Below are 15,339 nucleotides of genomic sequence, written 5' to 3'. Positions count from 1 at the left end.
CAATAGCTAAGTCATCACCAGTTATAACGAATTAACTCTTTCACTTTGAACCGACTATAATAACTTCCTAGAGTTCCGCAATTTCTAAAAATTTAGTAAACAATTTTGAAACTCTAGTTTCACATATGTTCAATTTAATTGCAACTCCTTCTGTATCTAAAGATAATTTAATAGTTCTACACTGATATATAAAATTATTTAATTCTTTTGTTACAATTATATTAATAACAATTAACATATTGTTTTCAACTTATTAACCCTGTTAATAAGTTGAAAACTTTATTTTTAGTTAAATTATTATAACCCTTTAAAACCAAAGGATTTTAAGATTATATGAAGATAGAAAATAACAAATTCTTTTAACAAATTTAGAAAAAGTCTTCTAATATTCCAACATAATTAGGAATTTTATTTGTTTCTTAAATTTTAGAGATAATAGGAGTATTTATAATTAATAACGATTTATTGCTATACAATGTATAATAATAGGATATTCTGGTACTTGTCCATTTTTTAAATCATTTGTATAATTTTAGCAACTTACTAATTGTAGAAAGGATGTTATAATTATGAAACATTTAGTAAAATTACTTAGTTTGTTAATACTTACATTAGGCATACTTTTATCCATGCCTACAACAAATGCAAATGCAGCACCAGCTGCTCCTAATGTATCCTATTTTAAAATAGTAGGAGTTGCTAATGAAGAAATGTTTAAAAATAGTCAATTCCAAAATGTTGGAACTTCAGAAATTACAATAGACTCACCAACACTATACCTAAAAGTCGTGCAAATGGGATATGGAAATAGATTTATAAATGTTGATGGTGTAAATCTTGATGAACGTAAAATAGAAGTTAAGAGTCAGGCAATAATAAATGGTGGTGTTATAGTTGGTTGGGAGCGTATTTATAAAATTGATAATTTAATCAAAGACACTCAAAAAATTGAGGTTGGATGTATACCAATGGGTATGGGTAATGTTATAAGAGATACCCTCATTGTACATAAAAAAAATAATACTAACACAATGCCAACTGTTGATGAAATTTCAAAACATTATAATGCTAAGAAAGGCGAACCTAATTATGATGAAAGATGCGATTTAAATAAAGATGGAATAATTGATATATTTGATATAGTTATTGCCTCAAAAAATTCTAAATAAAATATTTCATATAGTTCTAAATCTTGGTTTGAAAATAACGAATTTTATTATATGTGGATAAAGGAGGGGATATAGTGGATTTTACTATTAATCAAGTTCAGCAAATCAACTTTCAACAGCAAATAACCTCGCGTAATAAAAGTGGGTATAAAGAAAATTTCACTCTAGATATTGATGATAAAAAGATAAGTGAGGAAGAAGATAAGAAATTATATGAACTATATAAAAATAGTCTTGCTCCTATCAATAATCATGATTTTCAATGGTTTAAAGAAAATTTACAATGCTTTCCTCCACCAACAGCACCTGGAATAGTGCGTAAAGCGTGGAGAGAAAAGTTAGAAAAAGCAACACCAGAACAAAAAGATAATATATTAAGCTTTAGTATGGCTTATGATATATTTACGAATGGTGATAAATATGGTTTAAGTAGAAATGAATGCTATAACAAAAGTATACCTAATGATTTAAATGGATATTTGAGTTTTATGCAAGATATGAAAAGATACATAGAAAAATATAATATTTCTGCTGTAGACAAGAAAATATATGAAGGAATGAAAGATGTAGCTGATAGCTTTGAATTAGAATTAAAAAAAAATATATAGTAATAAAAAGATAGAGTTATTTAAGTGACTCTATCTTCTATTTATTTAGTATGTTTTAAGTATTTATAGAGCAAAAATGTAACTTTTGAACAATGAAAAATTTAGTTACCGTCTTAAGTATTTTCACATTAGTATTAGGTATATTTCTATGTGTACCAAAAAGACAAGTATACTCAAAACCGATAGGTGCTATTTATGAAGGACCTGCTCCTAATGTATCTTATTTTAAAATAGTTCAAATGGCAGATGAGGATATGTATAAAAGAAGTGAATTTGCACCTGCTGACTCATCAACTCTGCATTTAAAAGTTGAGCAAGTTGTATACGAATAAAAATATAGCTTTATAAATTAAGATGGCATACTTCATGTATTGAGTTATGCCATCTTTTATGCAAAATAATCAAAGCTTAATGTATTTCATATCTTAGTATTTCCATCTAAAATGGCCAACAATCTCTACCCCTTGATAAATATAGGGACACTCTGCAGCATTAGGTGTTGTGTTATGAATTATATAGGGTACTCCCTTGCTATTTCTCCTGTCTGAAACAATAGCAACATGCTCATAGGGTTTTAACATAACAATAATATCCCCTGGTTGCCACTGTTTAAGGTTTTCTGGATCATTAGGTTTCATTTCTGTAGTTAAAGAAAGGGCATGTTCCTGAAAAAATACCAATTGATTTGGTACTCTTCTGAAATCTATATTAGGATCTTCCTTACCTTCTATTCGCCAGTACTTATCCTTATTCTTCTTGATATCTTCATCTATTAGTTTCTTTAGGTTCACATTAATGCCTTCAAAACCTCTCCATATGACATCAGTACATACCCCTTCTCCTTCTGGTGGGTATCCTCCTACATAATAGGCGTCTTTGTACTTAGTTTTATTTTGGGCTTCCTTTCTTGCAGCCTGGACAATATCCAAGGGATCTGGCACTCCATTTTTATTTTTATCTTCCTTTGAATACTCCTCAGTAACTTCAACTTTTTTACCAATATGAAGTTGATTTTCAAGCCACCAAATGGTATTTCCTGTCCTGCCAATGATAAAATTTCTAAAAGGCCTAACTAATATAAAAACAGAAGTGAAAATAAATATTGCAATGAAAAATAGAATTCCAATTCTTTTAAGTACTCTCTTTATAGCACTATCTCTGCTACCTCTTTTAACATAATATTTACCATTATATCTTCTCATAGTACTCCCCCTTATATTTATAGTTTATATGCTTGTCTATATATTATGATAAGTTCATGGAACAAATTCGTATATTCCCATGCTTTTTAAGCTAGTGTAGCAATCTAAAGCTTTTAAATAAAACCTAAAGTTAATACATTAAGGATTATAGAGCTTTTATGAGTTAAAGGTTAAGTTCTTAATATAATAAAATATTCTACAAGCAAACCTTTTATAGATTTGCCTATAGAATAAGCTTTGATTTCCTGCTATATTTTAAATACTATTATTGATAAAAAAGTACTAATATAGACAGTATGATTTTTTGTCAGCTAAGTGTTTTTATTTTTTCTATCAAATCTACTGGACTTATAACATGTTTAAATTCATATTTTTGTGACTTGTACTCAACTTCAATTGGCTTGCTTGTTTCTATTACAGTTTTCCAAAAAACCTCAGGTGTAATCTTATCATTTGCATCATAAGCTAGTACATATAATCCAGAGATATATGGAACTACCCAACTAAATGCACCATATCTATGAAAAACATACTCATCATTGTAGTTTGGTCCTGCAACAGTTCTAGAATCCATTGGGAAATGTACGTATCCTGTATCCCATTCTAAAAATTGCTCTGGAGTATTTTTTGAAAAAACTGATCCTTCCCAAAACTTACCTGCTACATATGATGAGGTTTCATTAGGGTTATCTGCTGGGAATCTTCCTAATCCCGAAAACTTGAATCCATGTGTTCTAGATAATGATGTAGAAATAACAAATATGCCTTCTTTACTAGCTCTGTCTACAGCTTCTATAAACTCCTTATATCCTTTATCTTCTTGAGAGCATCCCATAGACATAGAAATAACTTTTATTTTTTTATTACTTGCCAATCCACTATTTAAACTTATCACTTTATCTATTGCATTTGCCACTTTTTCAAAATCCATGTGTGAATCACCCGCTTTATCTAGATAAGTATTATTAATTGCAAAATAATATATATCAGCTTTAGGTGCTACCCCTACAGTCTTACCTGCAGCGATTGATGTTACAGCTGGTCCATGCATGAGATTATCGGTCCTTGGATTATATAACTCTTCGTAATGTTTTATTCTATCCTGGTAATCCTCATGCTTATTTTTTAAAGGTGAATCTAATATTGCTATACCTATATTTTTCCCAGTAATCCCTTGCTTATGAAGCTTTTTAATATCAAGTCCTGGGTCTTTCCCCAAGTTTAATATTTCTTTTGGATTATAATCCTTTGGCATTTTATCTTTAGTGGGCCATTTAGTTGTAGTATCAAAGTACGCATAAAATAGATCTTTGCTTCTATCATTTATATCTAACTCTGATAGATCTTTCCCTTTTAAGTCAACTTGGTTCAACCTAACATGTATCTCATCTGGAAGGTTCTCATCAAAAGCAGGTAACTCGTAAGTCTTGCTCAAGTAGGTTGAAACTTCCTTATCCTTTGAAATCTTATTACTTGAAAAATATCCACCCAACAATATAATAATTATAGCCATCGATAACAATACATACTTTTTCATAAACCTCTATCCCCTTACAGCACTTGATATTTCTAATAAAGAATGTAATGGTTAACCATAAAAAATAAACTAAGCTCATTCTGATCAATCAGCGTAAAACAATAATTAAAGGAATTAATTAGCTACATTGGAGCATAGAAATATTTCTTGTTGTAAAATCTAGTTGTGTTTCCCATCCTCTTAATGTTTAAGATAGTTTTCTAAAATTTACTTCTCGAGAAATACTTTTGCACACAAATTACTACTATGAAAAATCATATTTTAAGTTACTTCTTCTCATTAGCAGCAAATTTGTTCATTAAGTCTTGTACAATGTTATGTTCTTCTTCTAATAAGTAAAATTCCTTATCTTTATTTATATTTCCAGTGTACTTTTGTAATATAATAGTTTTTTCCTTGAAGCCCTTTGTTTCATAACCATAGTACTCGTATTTTGCTTTTTCATATTCTATATTGATTTTGAATATAGGACTATCTAAATCAAGGTTAGGTGTATATGGCTTTAGCGTTATCCACATAGTTCTTTCCTCTATTTTATCAATTTCTCTATTTATCTCTTGTGAATTTATCCTATGACTTTCAGTAAACTTATAATCGTATAATATTAGATTTATGTTTGCTGCTTTAACCATATCTTTACTTAATATAAAACGTTCGCCTAATTCTGCCTCTTTACTATTACTATTTGCTGCTGGAGAAAGGTTCCCCTGTTTGGTTGTATTTGCAGTGTTAATCCCCTTCATAAATAACCCTATATATTTATTATTTAATATTCCAGCAGTAAACATAATAGCTATCATTGCTACTGCTGCAAATTTGTATATGTTTTTCTTATTTATTAAAAATTTATTTAAATACCAATAATTTTTCTTTGAATATTTGTTTTTATCGATATTTTCCATTACCTTACTTGAAACATCTATGCTTATATCATCTTCTTCCTCTAAGACTTCTAAAAGCTTAAAAGTGTTGTAAGTTTCCCTGCAGGTTTCACAATGGTTTATATGTTCTTCAAATATTAATTCTTCCTCATCGGATAGGGTGTTATCTATAAATTTAAACAATATATCTGTATTACACTTCACTTAAAACACTCCCTTCAATATGATTGCTTTTTGTACTGCAAAGCTTTTTCCTTGCTCTGTAAACCTTCATTTTCGCAGATTCTTCATTAACTCCCAGAATCTTACCTATCTCCTTATAAGAAAAACCTCTAACGTATTTTAGTATTATTGCATTTTTTTGTTCTAAGGTTAGCTCGTCTAGAAGTTTTAAAACCTCTAACTTTTTCTCTTTTAAGCTTAATGCCTCTTCAGGAATATCTCTTTCGCTACACTTTATATTCATCATTGCTTCTTCTTTATCTAAATCGTAGTGTTTTTTCCTTTTAAAGTTATCATTTAAAGTATTTATAGCTATTTTAAATATCCAAGTAGAGAAATTAGATTTTTTCTCAAAGGTATATAATTTATTGTAAGCTTTTATAAATACCTCTTGAGTCATATCCTCTGCATCTTCCTTATTTAAGGTAATTTTATATAAATAATTATAAATTACTCCTTGATGCTTTTTAATAAGTACTTCAAAAGCCTGGCAATCTCCTGCCAATACCTTATCTATTAATATGTCATCAGTAAACAAATTCCTCACCGTCCTAAATAATCTAGTTATTCTAAATGAAATAACTTAATAAAAATATAAATTTATTTTTAAAATTGTTTGTCCTTAAAAATAGATAATCTCAATTCTAAGGGAAATTACATCCTTCAAAAGTTAAATAGATAGGAAGCTAAGTTGTTTAGTTTATCCAAGTGTAAGGCTATTTTCATTTTCTTATCTTAAAGCCTTTGCTATTTGTTTTGTTGGGACATATAGGAGGCAATTTATACCTTCACTTATGTTATAGGGAACCAGAGTTAAAATTCAACTTGTACATTAGTTCTACCTTGGTGTTCTTAAAGCTTTTGGGTGATGAATTTTATTCATTTTCACCTTAAAATCCTATAAACTGCATTCTTAGCTTCCTTTTTGGCTATTAGATACTCATTAAGTAGATCTATTTAAAGCCCATAGCATCTTATTAAAACAACTACTGTGAGTTTTCTGTAATGATTACAGTAATTTTTTTCTCCAAATGCTCTTTACACTTCTTAGACGCAATAAATATAAAAAAAGTAACGTGGATTTGTAAAGTTTATGTAATTTTCTCAGATACTTGTACTATTTAACATTAATTGCATAGTTTTAGTATATATGAAAAAACTATAGATATGGGAAAAAGATTTATTATCTACGGACTTGCTGGTTTTTGTGTAGAGGTTTTATGGACTGGGTTATTTTCTATGTTAAGTGGTGATGTGAAACTCACTGGACATACTTACATATGGATGTTCCCCATATACGGTCTTGCTGTTTTTCTTGAACCCGTCCATAACAGGATAAGGCACCTTCCACTTGTTATTAGAGGAGGGTTATATATGCTATTAATTCTTGCAGCAGAATTTGTTACTGGTATGCTACTTAAGTTTACAATAGGTGTCTGTCCTTGGGATTATACTACTAAGCCTTTGCAAATTTACGGCGTAATCACCCTAGCTTATGGCCCTGCGTGGTTCGTTGCAGGTTTGTTATTTGAAAAATTTCACGATATGCTTCTTATGGTTCAGCGCAGCATCACTGAATCAAAGGCATAAAAACAAGCTTTAACTAAAGCTTATTGCCTCCTAAAAAGCCCTAGATTTCTATTAGGTTTTCTAATTTTATAGAAACCTTAAAGAAATCTAGGGTTAATTAACTTATTTATTTATTTCCTGCCACTAACAATAATTAAAGTTACAACAGTAAAGTCCCAAATAGCCTTTCCATTCTCTATCATATCAATTCTTTTTGTAAATCTATTTTCAATTAAACTTCTTAATTCTTCAATATCTTCCTTTGGAAGTTTATAAGGAACCTGCCTTATGCCTATTTCTAAAGCCTCTAATTCCATAGCTCGTTCTGACTCTATAATTGCAATTCTGTCCTGCTGATTATTTCTACAGTCATCTACACAAGTTGGAATAGCTAAGGCATTAATTTTAATATGGTGAAAACCTAGCTCCTCAAATAGTAAAGGAAGTTCAATTGGTTTCATCTGATATTTATCTACCTCTCTATTTTTATCTTCTTCTTCCCAATATTCATCTATAACACTCCATAGTTCTCTTTCTCTTTGGCTAATTTGTGGCCCATGTTTAGATAGTGCCTTTATAATTTGTTTATGCATTACACTAATTACAGATACTGTTCCCCCTAGTTTGCAGATTCTTTTTTGTTCTAACAAAAATGCCTTGTTAGGTACGTGCTCTATTACTGTATGAGAAGTGCAGGCATCCACCGAATCATCTTTTAAGGGTATCTTTAGAGCATCTCCTTCAATATAGAAAATATTATTTATTCCTAGATTCTTTGCTTTGTTTTTTGCATAGTCTATAAACTTTGTATCTATATCAATTCCAATTATTCTGCTCTGTTCTCCAAGCCATTTTGAAAACTTTCTTGTAAGGGTACCAGGTCCACAGCCTATATCAATCACTGTGATTCCTGATTTTAACCCTAGTGCCTCCATAAGTTTATCTTTATAGCAATCCTTAAACCTTATCTCTCTACTTAAATCTAAGGTCAAAGGTCCTTGCACACAATTTGACCATAAACTGTTCACTTTAGTACCTCCCTATTTTCTAAGTACCTTTAGAAAATTCTTTCAAATCCTAGGTAACGAGTTCCTTGAAAATGAAGCTTACCCTTGTCTCCTTCAATTAGCATTCCATATTCACTTCCACTAACAGTAAGCTCCATTCTATCACCACTTTCTACTTCAAAGGTCACATAATATGTGGTAGATGTAGTATGGTGTACTTGGTCCCCATTATTGTGGTTATGGTGAGTAACATTTTCCCTTTTTCCAACTATCTTTGCGTTTACAGTAAGCTTTGGTTGGCCATTATTATGACTCCACTCTTTTACACCAGTGATTGCAGCTACTATAAAAGATCCTATGACAACTACAAATACTATAATGAAAAAGATTGGGAAAAGATTAAACATGAAATCCATTGTAACCTCCTAAAAAGTTTTATTATATTATACGCAGTATACTTGTACTTAGTACCCCAATATTAGTAAAATCCTGTTATTATAATTCACACAGAGTTTATATTAATTACCATAAAAGAAGTCTAACTCCCCTGTGCTAGAAACTAAATTAAGAATTAATTGCTATTTAGTTTAAGTTGGTTTCTTAAAACTTTTGGGAGATGAATGGAATATAACTTCATGTTGAAAGTCTATAAAAAAAGAGTAAGGAAACTTCAATCCTTACTCTAAATTATTATTGGTGTTCACAAACATATTTTTGTTTATTAAGCTTAAAATCACTTATGAATCTTCAACTGATTCATTTGCAAATTATCTTTAACTCAGATTCCTTATAGGTTAATCCTCAAGCTTTTCTTCTTTAGCTATATTTTCTACAACTTCACTAATTAAGTTTTTATCTTGAGAAATATTTTCTATAACTTCTTTAACTGAAGTTTTATTTTCAATAGATTTTTTAGTTGCAAAATTATTTAGTATATCGCTAACATCTACTCCAGTTAAATCCTTTAGGACTTCAAAGCCATTTGCTGCCACATCAGTTACAATCTTTGAAAGCTTCGAGCCACCTTGGCTACCCCCATTATCAATGATTGTAATCTTATCTACTTGCTCCATAGGTTTAGCAACTGAAGCCATAATTTCTGGAAGTCTACTTACTATAAGTTCAACTACTGCTGCCTCGCCGTATTTCGCCATAGCTTCTGCAAGTTTATCCTTAGCCATAGCTTCTGCAAGACCTTTAGCTTTAATTGATTCTGCCTCTGCAAGTCCTTTGGCTTTAATTGCCTCAGCTTCTGCTTGAGCTTCAATTTTCCTAGCATCTGCCTCTGCTATAGCTTTAATTCTAATAGCTTCTGCCTCTGCTTCTGCTTCTTTTATAGCTCTAATTTTGCTCGCCTCTGCATTAACCTCAGTTTCATACTTCTTAGCATCTGCAGGTTTTTTAACTTCTGCAACAAGTCTTTCTTCAATAACTAAGGCATTTTTCTTAGCAAGTTCTGCTTGTTGAAGAGCTAAAAGGGATTGGTTTTCAATTTCTTGAAGTTTATAAGCTACGTCAGCATTCGCCTTTGCCTTATCTCTTTCAGCACGGTAGCTTTCAACCTTTAATGATTTATCTCTTTCGCTTTCAGCAATTTCTGTTTCAGCGCTTAATTTTGCCTTTTGTCCTTCTCTTATAGCATTAGCTGTTTTAATTTCTGTATCTCTTTTTCTTTCAGCTTCAGCAATGTCGGCATCAGCTTTAGATTGTGCTATTTGAGGTTTTGCTCTATTTTCAAGGTATCCACCTTGAGTTGATATTTTAAGAATTGAATAAGAAACAAGTGAAAGTCCCATAGATTCTAACTCTTTATTTATATCATTTTCAATTCTTGCTTCAAAAGCAGCTCTATCTTCATTAATTTGCTCTACTGTTAAAGTAGAAACTATTCCTCTAAGCTTACCTTCTAAAATTTGCTCTACTATGTTGCTTATAACCTTTGTAGTATCTTGTGCTCCACCGCTGCAAAACTGCTCTACAGCCTTTAAAATGCACTCTGTATCATTTTTAATTTTAACTACTGCTGTACCTATTATATTAACAAAGATTCCTTGCTTTGAAGGTGCTTCATTAATATCTGTTTTAATTGAAATGTTTTCTAAGGAAATTGTGCAAGAGGTTTCTAAAATAGGTATTAATATACCCCCTCTTCCTGAAAGAACTCTCTTTTTTAAACCTGTGATTACCATAGCTTTATCTGCTGGCATACGCTTCCAGAATAATAGTATTATAATTAATACCGCCACCACTGGAATTGCATAAGGTAATACTTTAGTTAGAATTTCCAAATATATTGCCCCCTTTAATATTAAATTATTCCCCTACTATAATTGTATATTGTTCTGAATTTTGTTTCAATGAATATTTAGATAATTTTCTAAATAGTAACATTTAACTTATTACATAAGTAAAATATATAGAATGTAACAAAGACACTACACAAATGATAAACCTACTTTTGCATTCTCTTTCATTAAGTTGCTTTTATTTTATTAAATAATGTAGAAATATTATTGCAACTTATATAATGTACATAAGTTTTCTCTTTCTAGTAATGATTGTAGCTCATTATATCTTTTAGCTCTTTTCTTACTTTCTTTCTAACTTCTTTATTTTTAGGATAGCCAATAGTAATTACTAGGGGTACTTCCTTTCCTTTTGGTATCTTTAAATACTCTTTAATTTCTTTTTCCTTGAACCAACCAATAATACAAGTTCCGAGCCCTTGTTCTGCAGCTGCAAGGCAAATGTGTTCTGTAGCAATACCTATATCTGTAATACTGTAATCCTTTCCCTTAATAATGCCCCCTATTTTCGAAGTAATATTAGGCTTTTCAAGTACTGCCACTATAAAAGCTGGTGCTTCTAAAGCAAATTTATTCATACGAATAACTGGGTCATAAACCATTTTTGCAACATCTTCAACTGCTTTTTCATCATCTACTAGGACAAACTTCCAAGGCTGAGAGTTACAAGCTGAGGGTGCCATTCTTGCAGCTTCAATACAAATTTCTAGTTGTTCTCTTTCAACCTTTTTATCCATGTATGCTCTAGTACTTTCTCTTAAATCCACCAACTCTTTAAAACTCATAATATTCCTCCAATATAGAATTTATTAAAAAATATATACTTACTTATATTATACCAAAAGTTTCCTTGGTAATTTTCATTTTGAAACTTTATCTACTGTTTAAATTTTTATAAAAATAGTATAAACTATATTTATGTTTTTAGAGTCACCTAATAAATTCCTTAAATAATAGCTTTAAACAAATTACTATAGTTCCTAGAATAAAATTTATTTCATTCATCTCCAGGAGCCTTAAAGGCACTACTGTAGATTTTATATAAGTTGAATTTTTGGGCACTCTTCCCTATAGTAAGCATGTATCAGTTCAAAGTAAATATTGTGGTGTGATTTTAAAACTAATTTTATAATTTGGTCACCAGACTTTAAAACTAGAGAACCATAGGAGGAATAACAAATGAATAATATTTTAGAATTAATTAAAGACAGAAGAAGTGTAAGAAGGTATCTACCTGAACAGATAAAAGATGAGGAATTAAATCTAATTCTTGAAGCTGGTATCTTTGCACCAAGTGGTCATAACGATCAACCTTGGCATTTTACTGTTATTCAAAATAAAGAAGTGTTAGATGAAATTAATGTTAAATCAAAAGAACTAATGAAGAAAGCTTCTACTGATTGGATCGTAAAAATGGCTGAGAATGAAAAGTACCATATTTTACATAATGCACCTACTACAATTATAGTATCTGGTTTAGAAACTAATAACAAAGAACTTCCATATTGCCCTATGGCTGATTGTAGTGCAGCAGCTCAAAACATGCTTCTTATGGCTCAAAGTCTTGGAATTGCTTCTTGTTGGGTAGGCCTTACTACCTTTTTATTCGAAAACCAAGAGGAAGTTAAAAAACTTAATATTCCTGAGGGCTACAAACCACAGTTTGCTGTAACCTTTGGATATTCTGCAATAACAAAAGAAATTAAGCCATTTCCAAGAAGAGAAAATGTAGTAAACTTCATAAAATAATATTTAAAAAGGCTATGCTTAGAATGAAGTGCATAGCCTTTTTAAATTGTCTTTTTTTGTAGCTTTTAATTTTATCAATAATTTAATTAAATTTTTAAAAATAAATTTGCTTTTTTTTTCTTATTGTGCTATACTTAACAGATTAACAGGGAACATAATTAAAAGATAATTGTTATGTTTCACTTAGGAGGATTTTTAATGAAAATTGGTACAGTAAAATGGTTTAACTCAGAAAAAGGATTTGGATTTATTGAAGTTCAAGGAGAAGACGATGTTTTCGTTCACTTCACAGCAATCCAAGGAAATGATGCTAGAAAGAACTTAGAAGAAGGTCAACAAGTTCAATTCGAAGTTGAAAAAGGACCTAGAGGAATGCAAGCTACTAACGTAGTTAAACTATAATAGTAATTAATAACATTTATATATAGTATGTAATACTTACAGAATTTTTAATTCTGTTTATATTTTCATTTATATAAGTTGCTTTAATGTGAAAATTTAATATGGAAACAATATAACAACTTATATATTGCTTGTTTCAAATGTTTTACCACCCGTAAAAGGGTGGTTTTCTGTCATATAAAACTAGTTATTCTTTGTAATATCTTCATTTATATAACCTCTAATAATCAACTTTTTTACTTAAAAGACTTCACCGTTCATATTAGAACTTATATAGGAAATACAATAAGGAAGTTTCTTAACCACATTTTTAAATTTTGCACTTTTTATAGGCTTCCAAGTCGAATTTTATTTTATTCGTCTTCAAAAAGTCTTAAGGGAACCAAGGTAGGTTCAATGTATAAGTTATGCCTTGAATTTAGTTCCCTATAACATAAGTTGTGTTGAAATAATTATTAATGTAAAAGGCCTACTGAAGCTTATGTGTTTTTATCACCTATTAATGAAGGTATAACTAAGAAAATAAATAATAAAGGGGCTTACGCTAATGCAAAGAAATTATAACATGAAAAAAACAATATCAATAAAAAAATTCATTGTAGAATCTGGTGAAACCTTTTCTGACGCTATAAAAAATAGACTGTCTGATTTAGAGGTTCGTTCAGTACTTACAAGAAGAGATTATAAAAATGTTTTAGATATTAAACATGTTGAACATCTTCAATACCCATGTTCTTGTGAAGATAATTCAGATTCTAACACTAAAGAGTATTCCTATGGGGAATTTTTTACAGTGGAGGATGCTTTATATTACTCTAATAATTACTTACAAGGACCAACTGTAACTAAAGCTCCTATTGCTGACACAATTTACAACAATTTAAGTGATGAAAATTCCATAGTTTTTGAAGGAATTGAAGGAAAGCAAATTAATGATGATAATATAGATTACGTTATAGATACGATTTTATCAAACTGCCCAGATGTATCTCAAAGTTATAAAGACACTATTGTTGAAATAGATAAGTGTGCTGCTACTAAGCTTAATCGTATTTCCTTTAATAATTAACTTCCTTTATAATCAGTATTTAGTTTTTTTATGTGTCTATAACCTTTCTTTTTGCACCCAATAAATACTGCTTGAAGCTTTGCTGGTTATCTAATTAAGTTATCCCATAAATATAAATTGTTTTACTTTCTTTAACTTTTCTATACAATTAAAAAACCCTACAGGCAAATGTTTTCACGTTCTGCTTGTAGGGTTTTCTGTTAATGATTTTAATCTTTCTAAAGCTTTATTTATTTTCTCTATACTACTCCTTGACCTATCATTGCATCAGCAACTTTTATAAAGCCTGCAATGTTTGCTCCAACTACTAGATTTCCTGGACATCCACATTCTTCAGCAGAAACCATGCTCTTTTCATAAATGTTTTTCATTATATTCTTTAATTTATCGTCTACTTCCTCAAAGGTCCATGCCATCCTCATGCTATTTTGAGACATTTCAAGAGCAGACACTCCAACTCCACCAGCATTACTTGCTTTTGCAGGAGCAAATAAAATTTTATTATCTAAGAAGGCATCAATAGCTTCTAAGGTAGAAGGCATATTTGCTCCTTCCCCTACAGCTTTTACGCCATTTTTTATAAGTGCTTTTGCTGAGTTTATATCTAATTCATTTTGAGTTGCACATGGAAGAGCTATATCACAAGGAATATTCCATATATCCCTCATGTTTTCATGATATTCTGCTTCTGGATGTTCCTTCACATATTCACTTATTCTCTTTCTTTCAACTTCTTTAATCCTTTTTACTGTTTCAAGGTTTACTCCATTTTTGTCATAGATATATCCATTAGAATCACTACATGCTATAACCTTACCACCTAGTTCTGTGGCCTTTTCCATAGCATAAATAGCTACATTTCCAGAGCCAGATACAATAACTCTTTGTCCATCAAAGGACATATTATTGCTCTTTAACATCTCTTTTGTAAAATAAACTAATCCATAACCTGTAGCTTGCTTTCTTGCAAGGCTTCCACCAAAGGTTAGCCCCTTGCCAGTTAAAACTCCTGGTTCATATTGTCTTGTTAGCTTTTTATACTGTCCATAGAGATAACCAATTTCTCTTGCTCCAACCCCAATATCTCCTGCTGGAACGTCCATATCTACACCAATATATTTATAAAGCTCTGCCATGAAGGCTTGACAAAATCTCATTATCTCCCAATCTGATTTTCCTTTAGGATCAAAGTTTGCTCCACCTTTTCCACCACCAATAGGAAGCCCTGTTAAGGAGTTCTTAAATATTTGCTCAAAACCTAAAAATTTAATTATGCTCAAATTTACTGATGGATGGAATCTTAAGCCACCCTTATAAGGTCCTATGGCACTATTAAATTGAACTCTATAACCTCTATTTACTCTTACAATACCATTATCATCAACCCATGGAACTCTAAACATAAATACTCTTTCTGGTTCAACTATTCTTTCAAGAATACCTAATTTCATGTACTCAGGATGCTTATCTAATATACACACCAAGGATTCCAATATCTCCTTAGCTGCTTGATGAAATTCCTTTTCAAGGGGATTGTCACGTTCCAGGTTGCTTAGTACCTTGCTCACATATTCCCTTGCACTCATAGCCATTATTGTATTCATACTTATATCTCCTT

17 protein-coding genes are annotated in these 15,339 nt (G+C 30.6%); 7 read left to right on the top strand and 10 right to left on the bottom strand.

Going from position 1 to position 15,339, the window contains the following annotated elements; all coding sequences use genetic code 11:
- Positions 1–67: 67 nt before the first annotated feature.
- Entirely contained in the window at positions 68–238 is a 171-nt protein-coding gene (locus tag C661_RS23880) for a hypothetical protein (RefSeq protein WP_017413881.1), read from the bottom strand.
- A gap of 331 nt (positions 239–569) precedes the next feature.
- On the opposite strand from C661_RS23880, the gene C661_RS0103340 reads away from it, so the two are divergent.
- From C661_RS0103340 to C661_RS0103330, 3 genes are all read left to right on the top strand, one after another.
- The gene (locus C661_RS0103340) at positions 570–1,169 is read left to right on the top strand and encodes a DUF4879 domain-containing protein (protein WP_017413880.1); all 600 of its coding nucleotides are present in this window, start codon (positions 570–572) and stop codon (positions 1,167–1,169) included.
- A gap of 74 nt (positions 1,170–1,243) precedes the next feature.
- Entirely contained in the window at positions 1,244–1,777 is a 534-nt protein-coding gene (locus C661_RS0103335; RefSeq protein ID WP_017413879.1) for a hypothetical protein, read from the top strand.
- A gap of 92 nt (positions 1,778–1,869) precedes the next feature.
- Positions 1,870–2,109 (top strand): hypothetical protein, encoded by a 240-nt coding sequence (locus C661_RS0103330; protein WP_017413878.1) that lies wholly within the window; start codon positions 1,870–1,872, stop codon positions 2,107–2,109.
- 93 nt (positions 2,110–2,202) lie between these two features.
- Here C661_RS0103330 and C661_RS0103325 read toward each other — a convergent pair whose 3' ends face one another.
- From C661_RS0103325 to C661_RS21215, 4 genes are all read right to left on the bottom strand, one after another.
- Positions 2,203–2,979 (bottom strand): DUF1287 domain-containing protein, encoded by a 777-nt coding sequence (locus tag C661_RS0103325; protein WP_017413877.1) that lies wholly within the window; start codon positions 2,977–2,979, stop codon positions 2,203–2,205.
- A 307-nt stretch (positions 2,980–3,286) separates the two neighbouring features.
- A complete protein-coding gene (locus tag C661_RS23055) occupies positions 3,287–4,516 on the bottom strand; it encodes a S8 family serine peptidase (RefSeq protein ID WP_017413876.1) in 1,230 nt (409 codons plus the stop codon).
- A gap of 266 nt (positions 4,517–4,782) precedes the next feature.
- A complete protein-coding gene (locus C661_RS0103315; protein WP_017413875.1) occupies positions 4,783–5,601 on the bottom strand; it encodes a zf-HC2 domain-containing protein in 819 nt (272 codons plus the stop codon).
- Positions 5,591–6,166, bottom strand: coding sequence for an RNA polymerase sigma factor (locus tag C661_RS21215; protein ID WP_439328868.1), 576 nt, complete (start codon positions 6,164–6,166; stop codon positions 5,591–5,593). The genes C661_RS0103315 and C661_RS21215 overlap by 11 nt, the downstream gene beginning before the upstream one ends.
- Positions 6,167–6,750: 584 nt before the next feature.
- On the opposite strand from C661_RS21215, the gene C661_RS0103305 reads away from it, so the two are divergent.
- Positions 6,751–7,209, top strand: coding sequence for a putative ABC transporter permease (locus tag C661_RS0103305; protein ID WP_341349152.1), 459 nt, complete (start codon positions 6,751–6,753; stop codon positions 7,207–7,209).
- A gap of 110 nt (positions 7,210–7,319) precedes the next feature.
- Here the strand turns inward: C661_RS0103305 and C661_RS0103300 are convergent, their stop codons facing one another.
- From C661_RS0103300 to C661_RS0103285, 4 genes are all read right to left on the bottom strand, one after another.
- A complete protein-coding gene (locus C661_RS0103300) occupies positions 7,320–8,216 on the bottom strand; it encodes a class I SAM-dependent methyltransferase (protein ID WP_017413872.1) in 897 nt (298 codons plus the stop codon).
- Positions 8,217–8,245: 29 nt separating this feature from the next.
- Entirely contained in the window at positions 8,246–8,611 is a 366-nt protein-coding gene (locus tag C661_RS0103295; protein WP_017413871.1) for a DUF2500 domain-containing protein, read from the bottom strand.
- 378 nt (positions 8,612–8,989) lie between these two features.
- Positions 8,990–10,483 (bottom strand): flotillin family protein, encoded by a 1,494-nt coding sequence (locus tag C661_RS0103290; RefSeq protein WP_017413870.1) that lies wholly within the window; start codon positions 10,481–10,483, stop codon positions 8,990–8,992.
- 260 nt (positions 10,484–10,743) lie between these two features.
- Positions 10,744–11,286, bottom strand: a complete 543-nt coding sequence (locus C661_RS0103285) for a nitroreductase family protein (RefSeq protein WP_017413869.1) — start codon at positions 11,284–11,286, stop codon at positions 10,744–10,746.
- A 394-nt stretch (positions 11,287–11,680) separates the two neighbouring features.
- On the opposite strand from C661_RS0103285, the gene C661_RS0103280 reads away from it, so the two are divergent.
- The 3 genes from C661_RS0103280 (at position 11,681) to C661_RS0103270 (ending at position 13,721) form a co-directional block, all read left to right on the top strand.
- The gene (locus tag C661_RS0103280; protein WP_017413868.1) at positions 11,681–12,250 is read left to right on the top strand and encodes a nitroreductase family protein; all 570 of its coding nucleotides are present in this window, start codon (positions 11,681–11,683) and stop codon (positions 12,248–12,250) included.
- 198 nt (positions 12,251–12,448) lie between these two features.
- On the top strand, positions 12,449–12,652 hold the full coding sequence (locus C661_RS0103275) for a cold-shock protein (RefSeq protein WP_017413867.1): 204 nt from the start codon (positions 12,449–12,451) through the stop codon (positions 12,650–12,652).
- A gap of 547 nt (positions 12,653–13,199) precedes the next feature.
- Complete coding sequence (locus C661_RS0103270; protein WP_017413866.1) at positions 13,200–13,721, top strand: hypothetical protein; 522 nt, start codon at positions 13,200–13,202, stop codon at positions 13,719–13,721.
- Positions 13,722–13,960: 239 nt separating this feature from the next.
- Here C661_RS0103270 and gdhA read toward each other — a convergent pair whose 3' ends face one another.
- Positions 13,961–15,307, bottom strand: a complete 1,347-nt coding sequence (gene gdhA / locus C661_RS0103265) for an NADP-specific glutamate dehydrogenase (RefSeq protein WP_041876971.1) — start codon at positions 15,305–15,307, stop codon at positions 13,961–13,963.
- Between the last annotated feature and the right edge of the window lie 32 nt (positions 15,308–15,339).

It is taken from the genome of Clostridium tunisiense TJ (genome assembly GCF_000300195.1).
Classification (GTDB): Bacteria; Bacillota; Clostridia; order Clostridiales; family Clostridiaceae; genus Clostridium_J; species Clostridium_J tunisiense.
The sequence above is the reverse complement of the archived record's forward strand: the minus strand, read 5'-3'. Positions and strand labels throughout refer to the sequence as shown.

Coding starts and splice junctions, on each gene's coding strand:
- C661_RS23880 (WP_017413881.1), bottom strand. CDS start 238: ATGTTAATTGTTATTAATATAATTGTAACAAAAGAATTAAATAATTTT.
- C661_RS0103340 (WP_017413880.1), top strand. CDS start 570: ATGAAACATTTAGTAAAATTACTTAGTTTGTTAATACTTACATTAGGC.
- C661_RS0103330 (WP_017413878.1), top strand. CDS start 1,870: ATGAAAAATTTAGTTACCGTCTTAAGTATTTTCACATTAGTATTAGGT.
- C661_RS0103325 (WP_017413877.1), bottom strand. CDS start 2,979: ATGAGAAGATATAATGGTAAATATTATGTTAAAAGAGGTAGCAGAGAT.
- C661_RS23055 (WP_017413876.1), bottom strand. CDS start 4,516: ATGAAAAAGTATGTATTGTTATCGATGGCTATAATTATTATATTGTTG.
- C661_RS0103295 (WP_017413871.1), bottom strand. CDS start 8,611: ATGGATTTCATGTTTAATCTTTTCCCAATCTTTTTCATTATAGTATTT.
- C661_RS0103285 (WP_017413869.1), bottom strand. CDS start 11,286: ATGAGTTTTAAAGAGTTGGTGGATTTAAGAGAAAGTACTAGAGCATAC.
- C661_RS0103280 (WP_017413868.1), top strand. CDS start 11,681: ATGAATAATATTTTAGAATTAATTAAAGACAGAAGAAGTGTAAGAAGG.
- C661_RS0103275 (WP_017413867.1), top strand. CDS start 12,449: ATGAAAATTGGTACAGTAAAATGGTTTAACTCAGAAAAAGGATTTGGA.
- C661_RS0103270 (WP_017413866.1), top strand. CDS start 13,200: ATGCAAAGAAATTATAACATGAAAAAAACAATATCAATAAAAAAATTC.
- gdhA (WP_041876971.1), bottom strand. CDS start 15,307: ATGAGTGCAAGGGAATATGTGAGCAAGGTACTAAGCAACCTGGAACGT.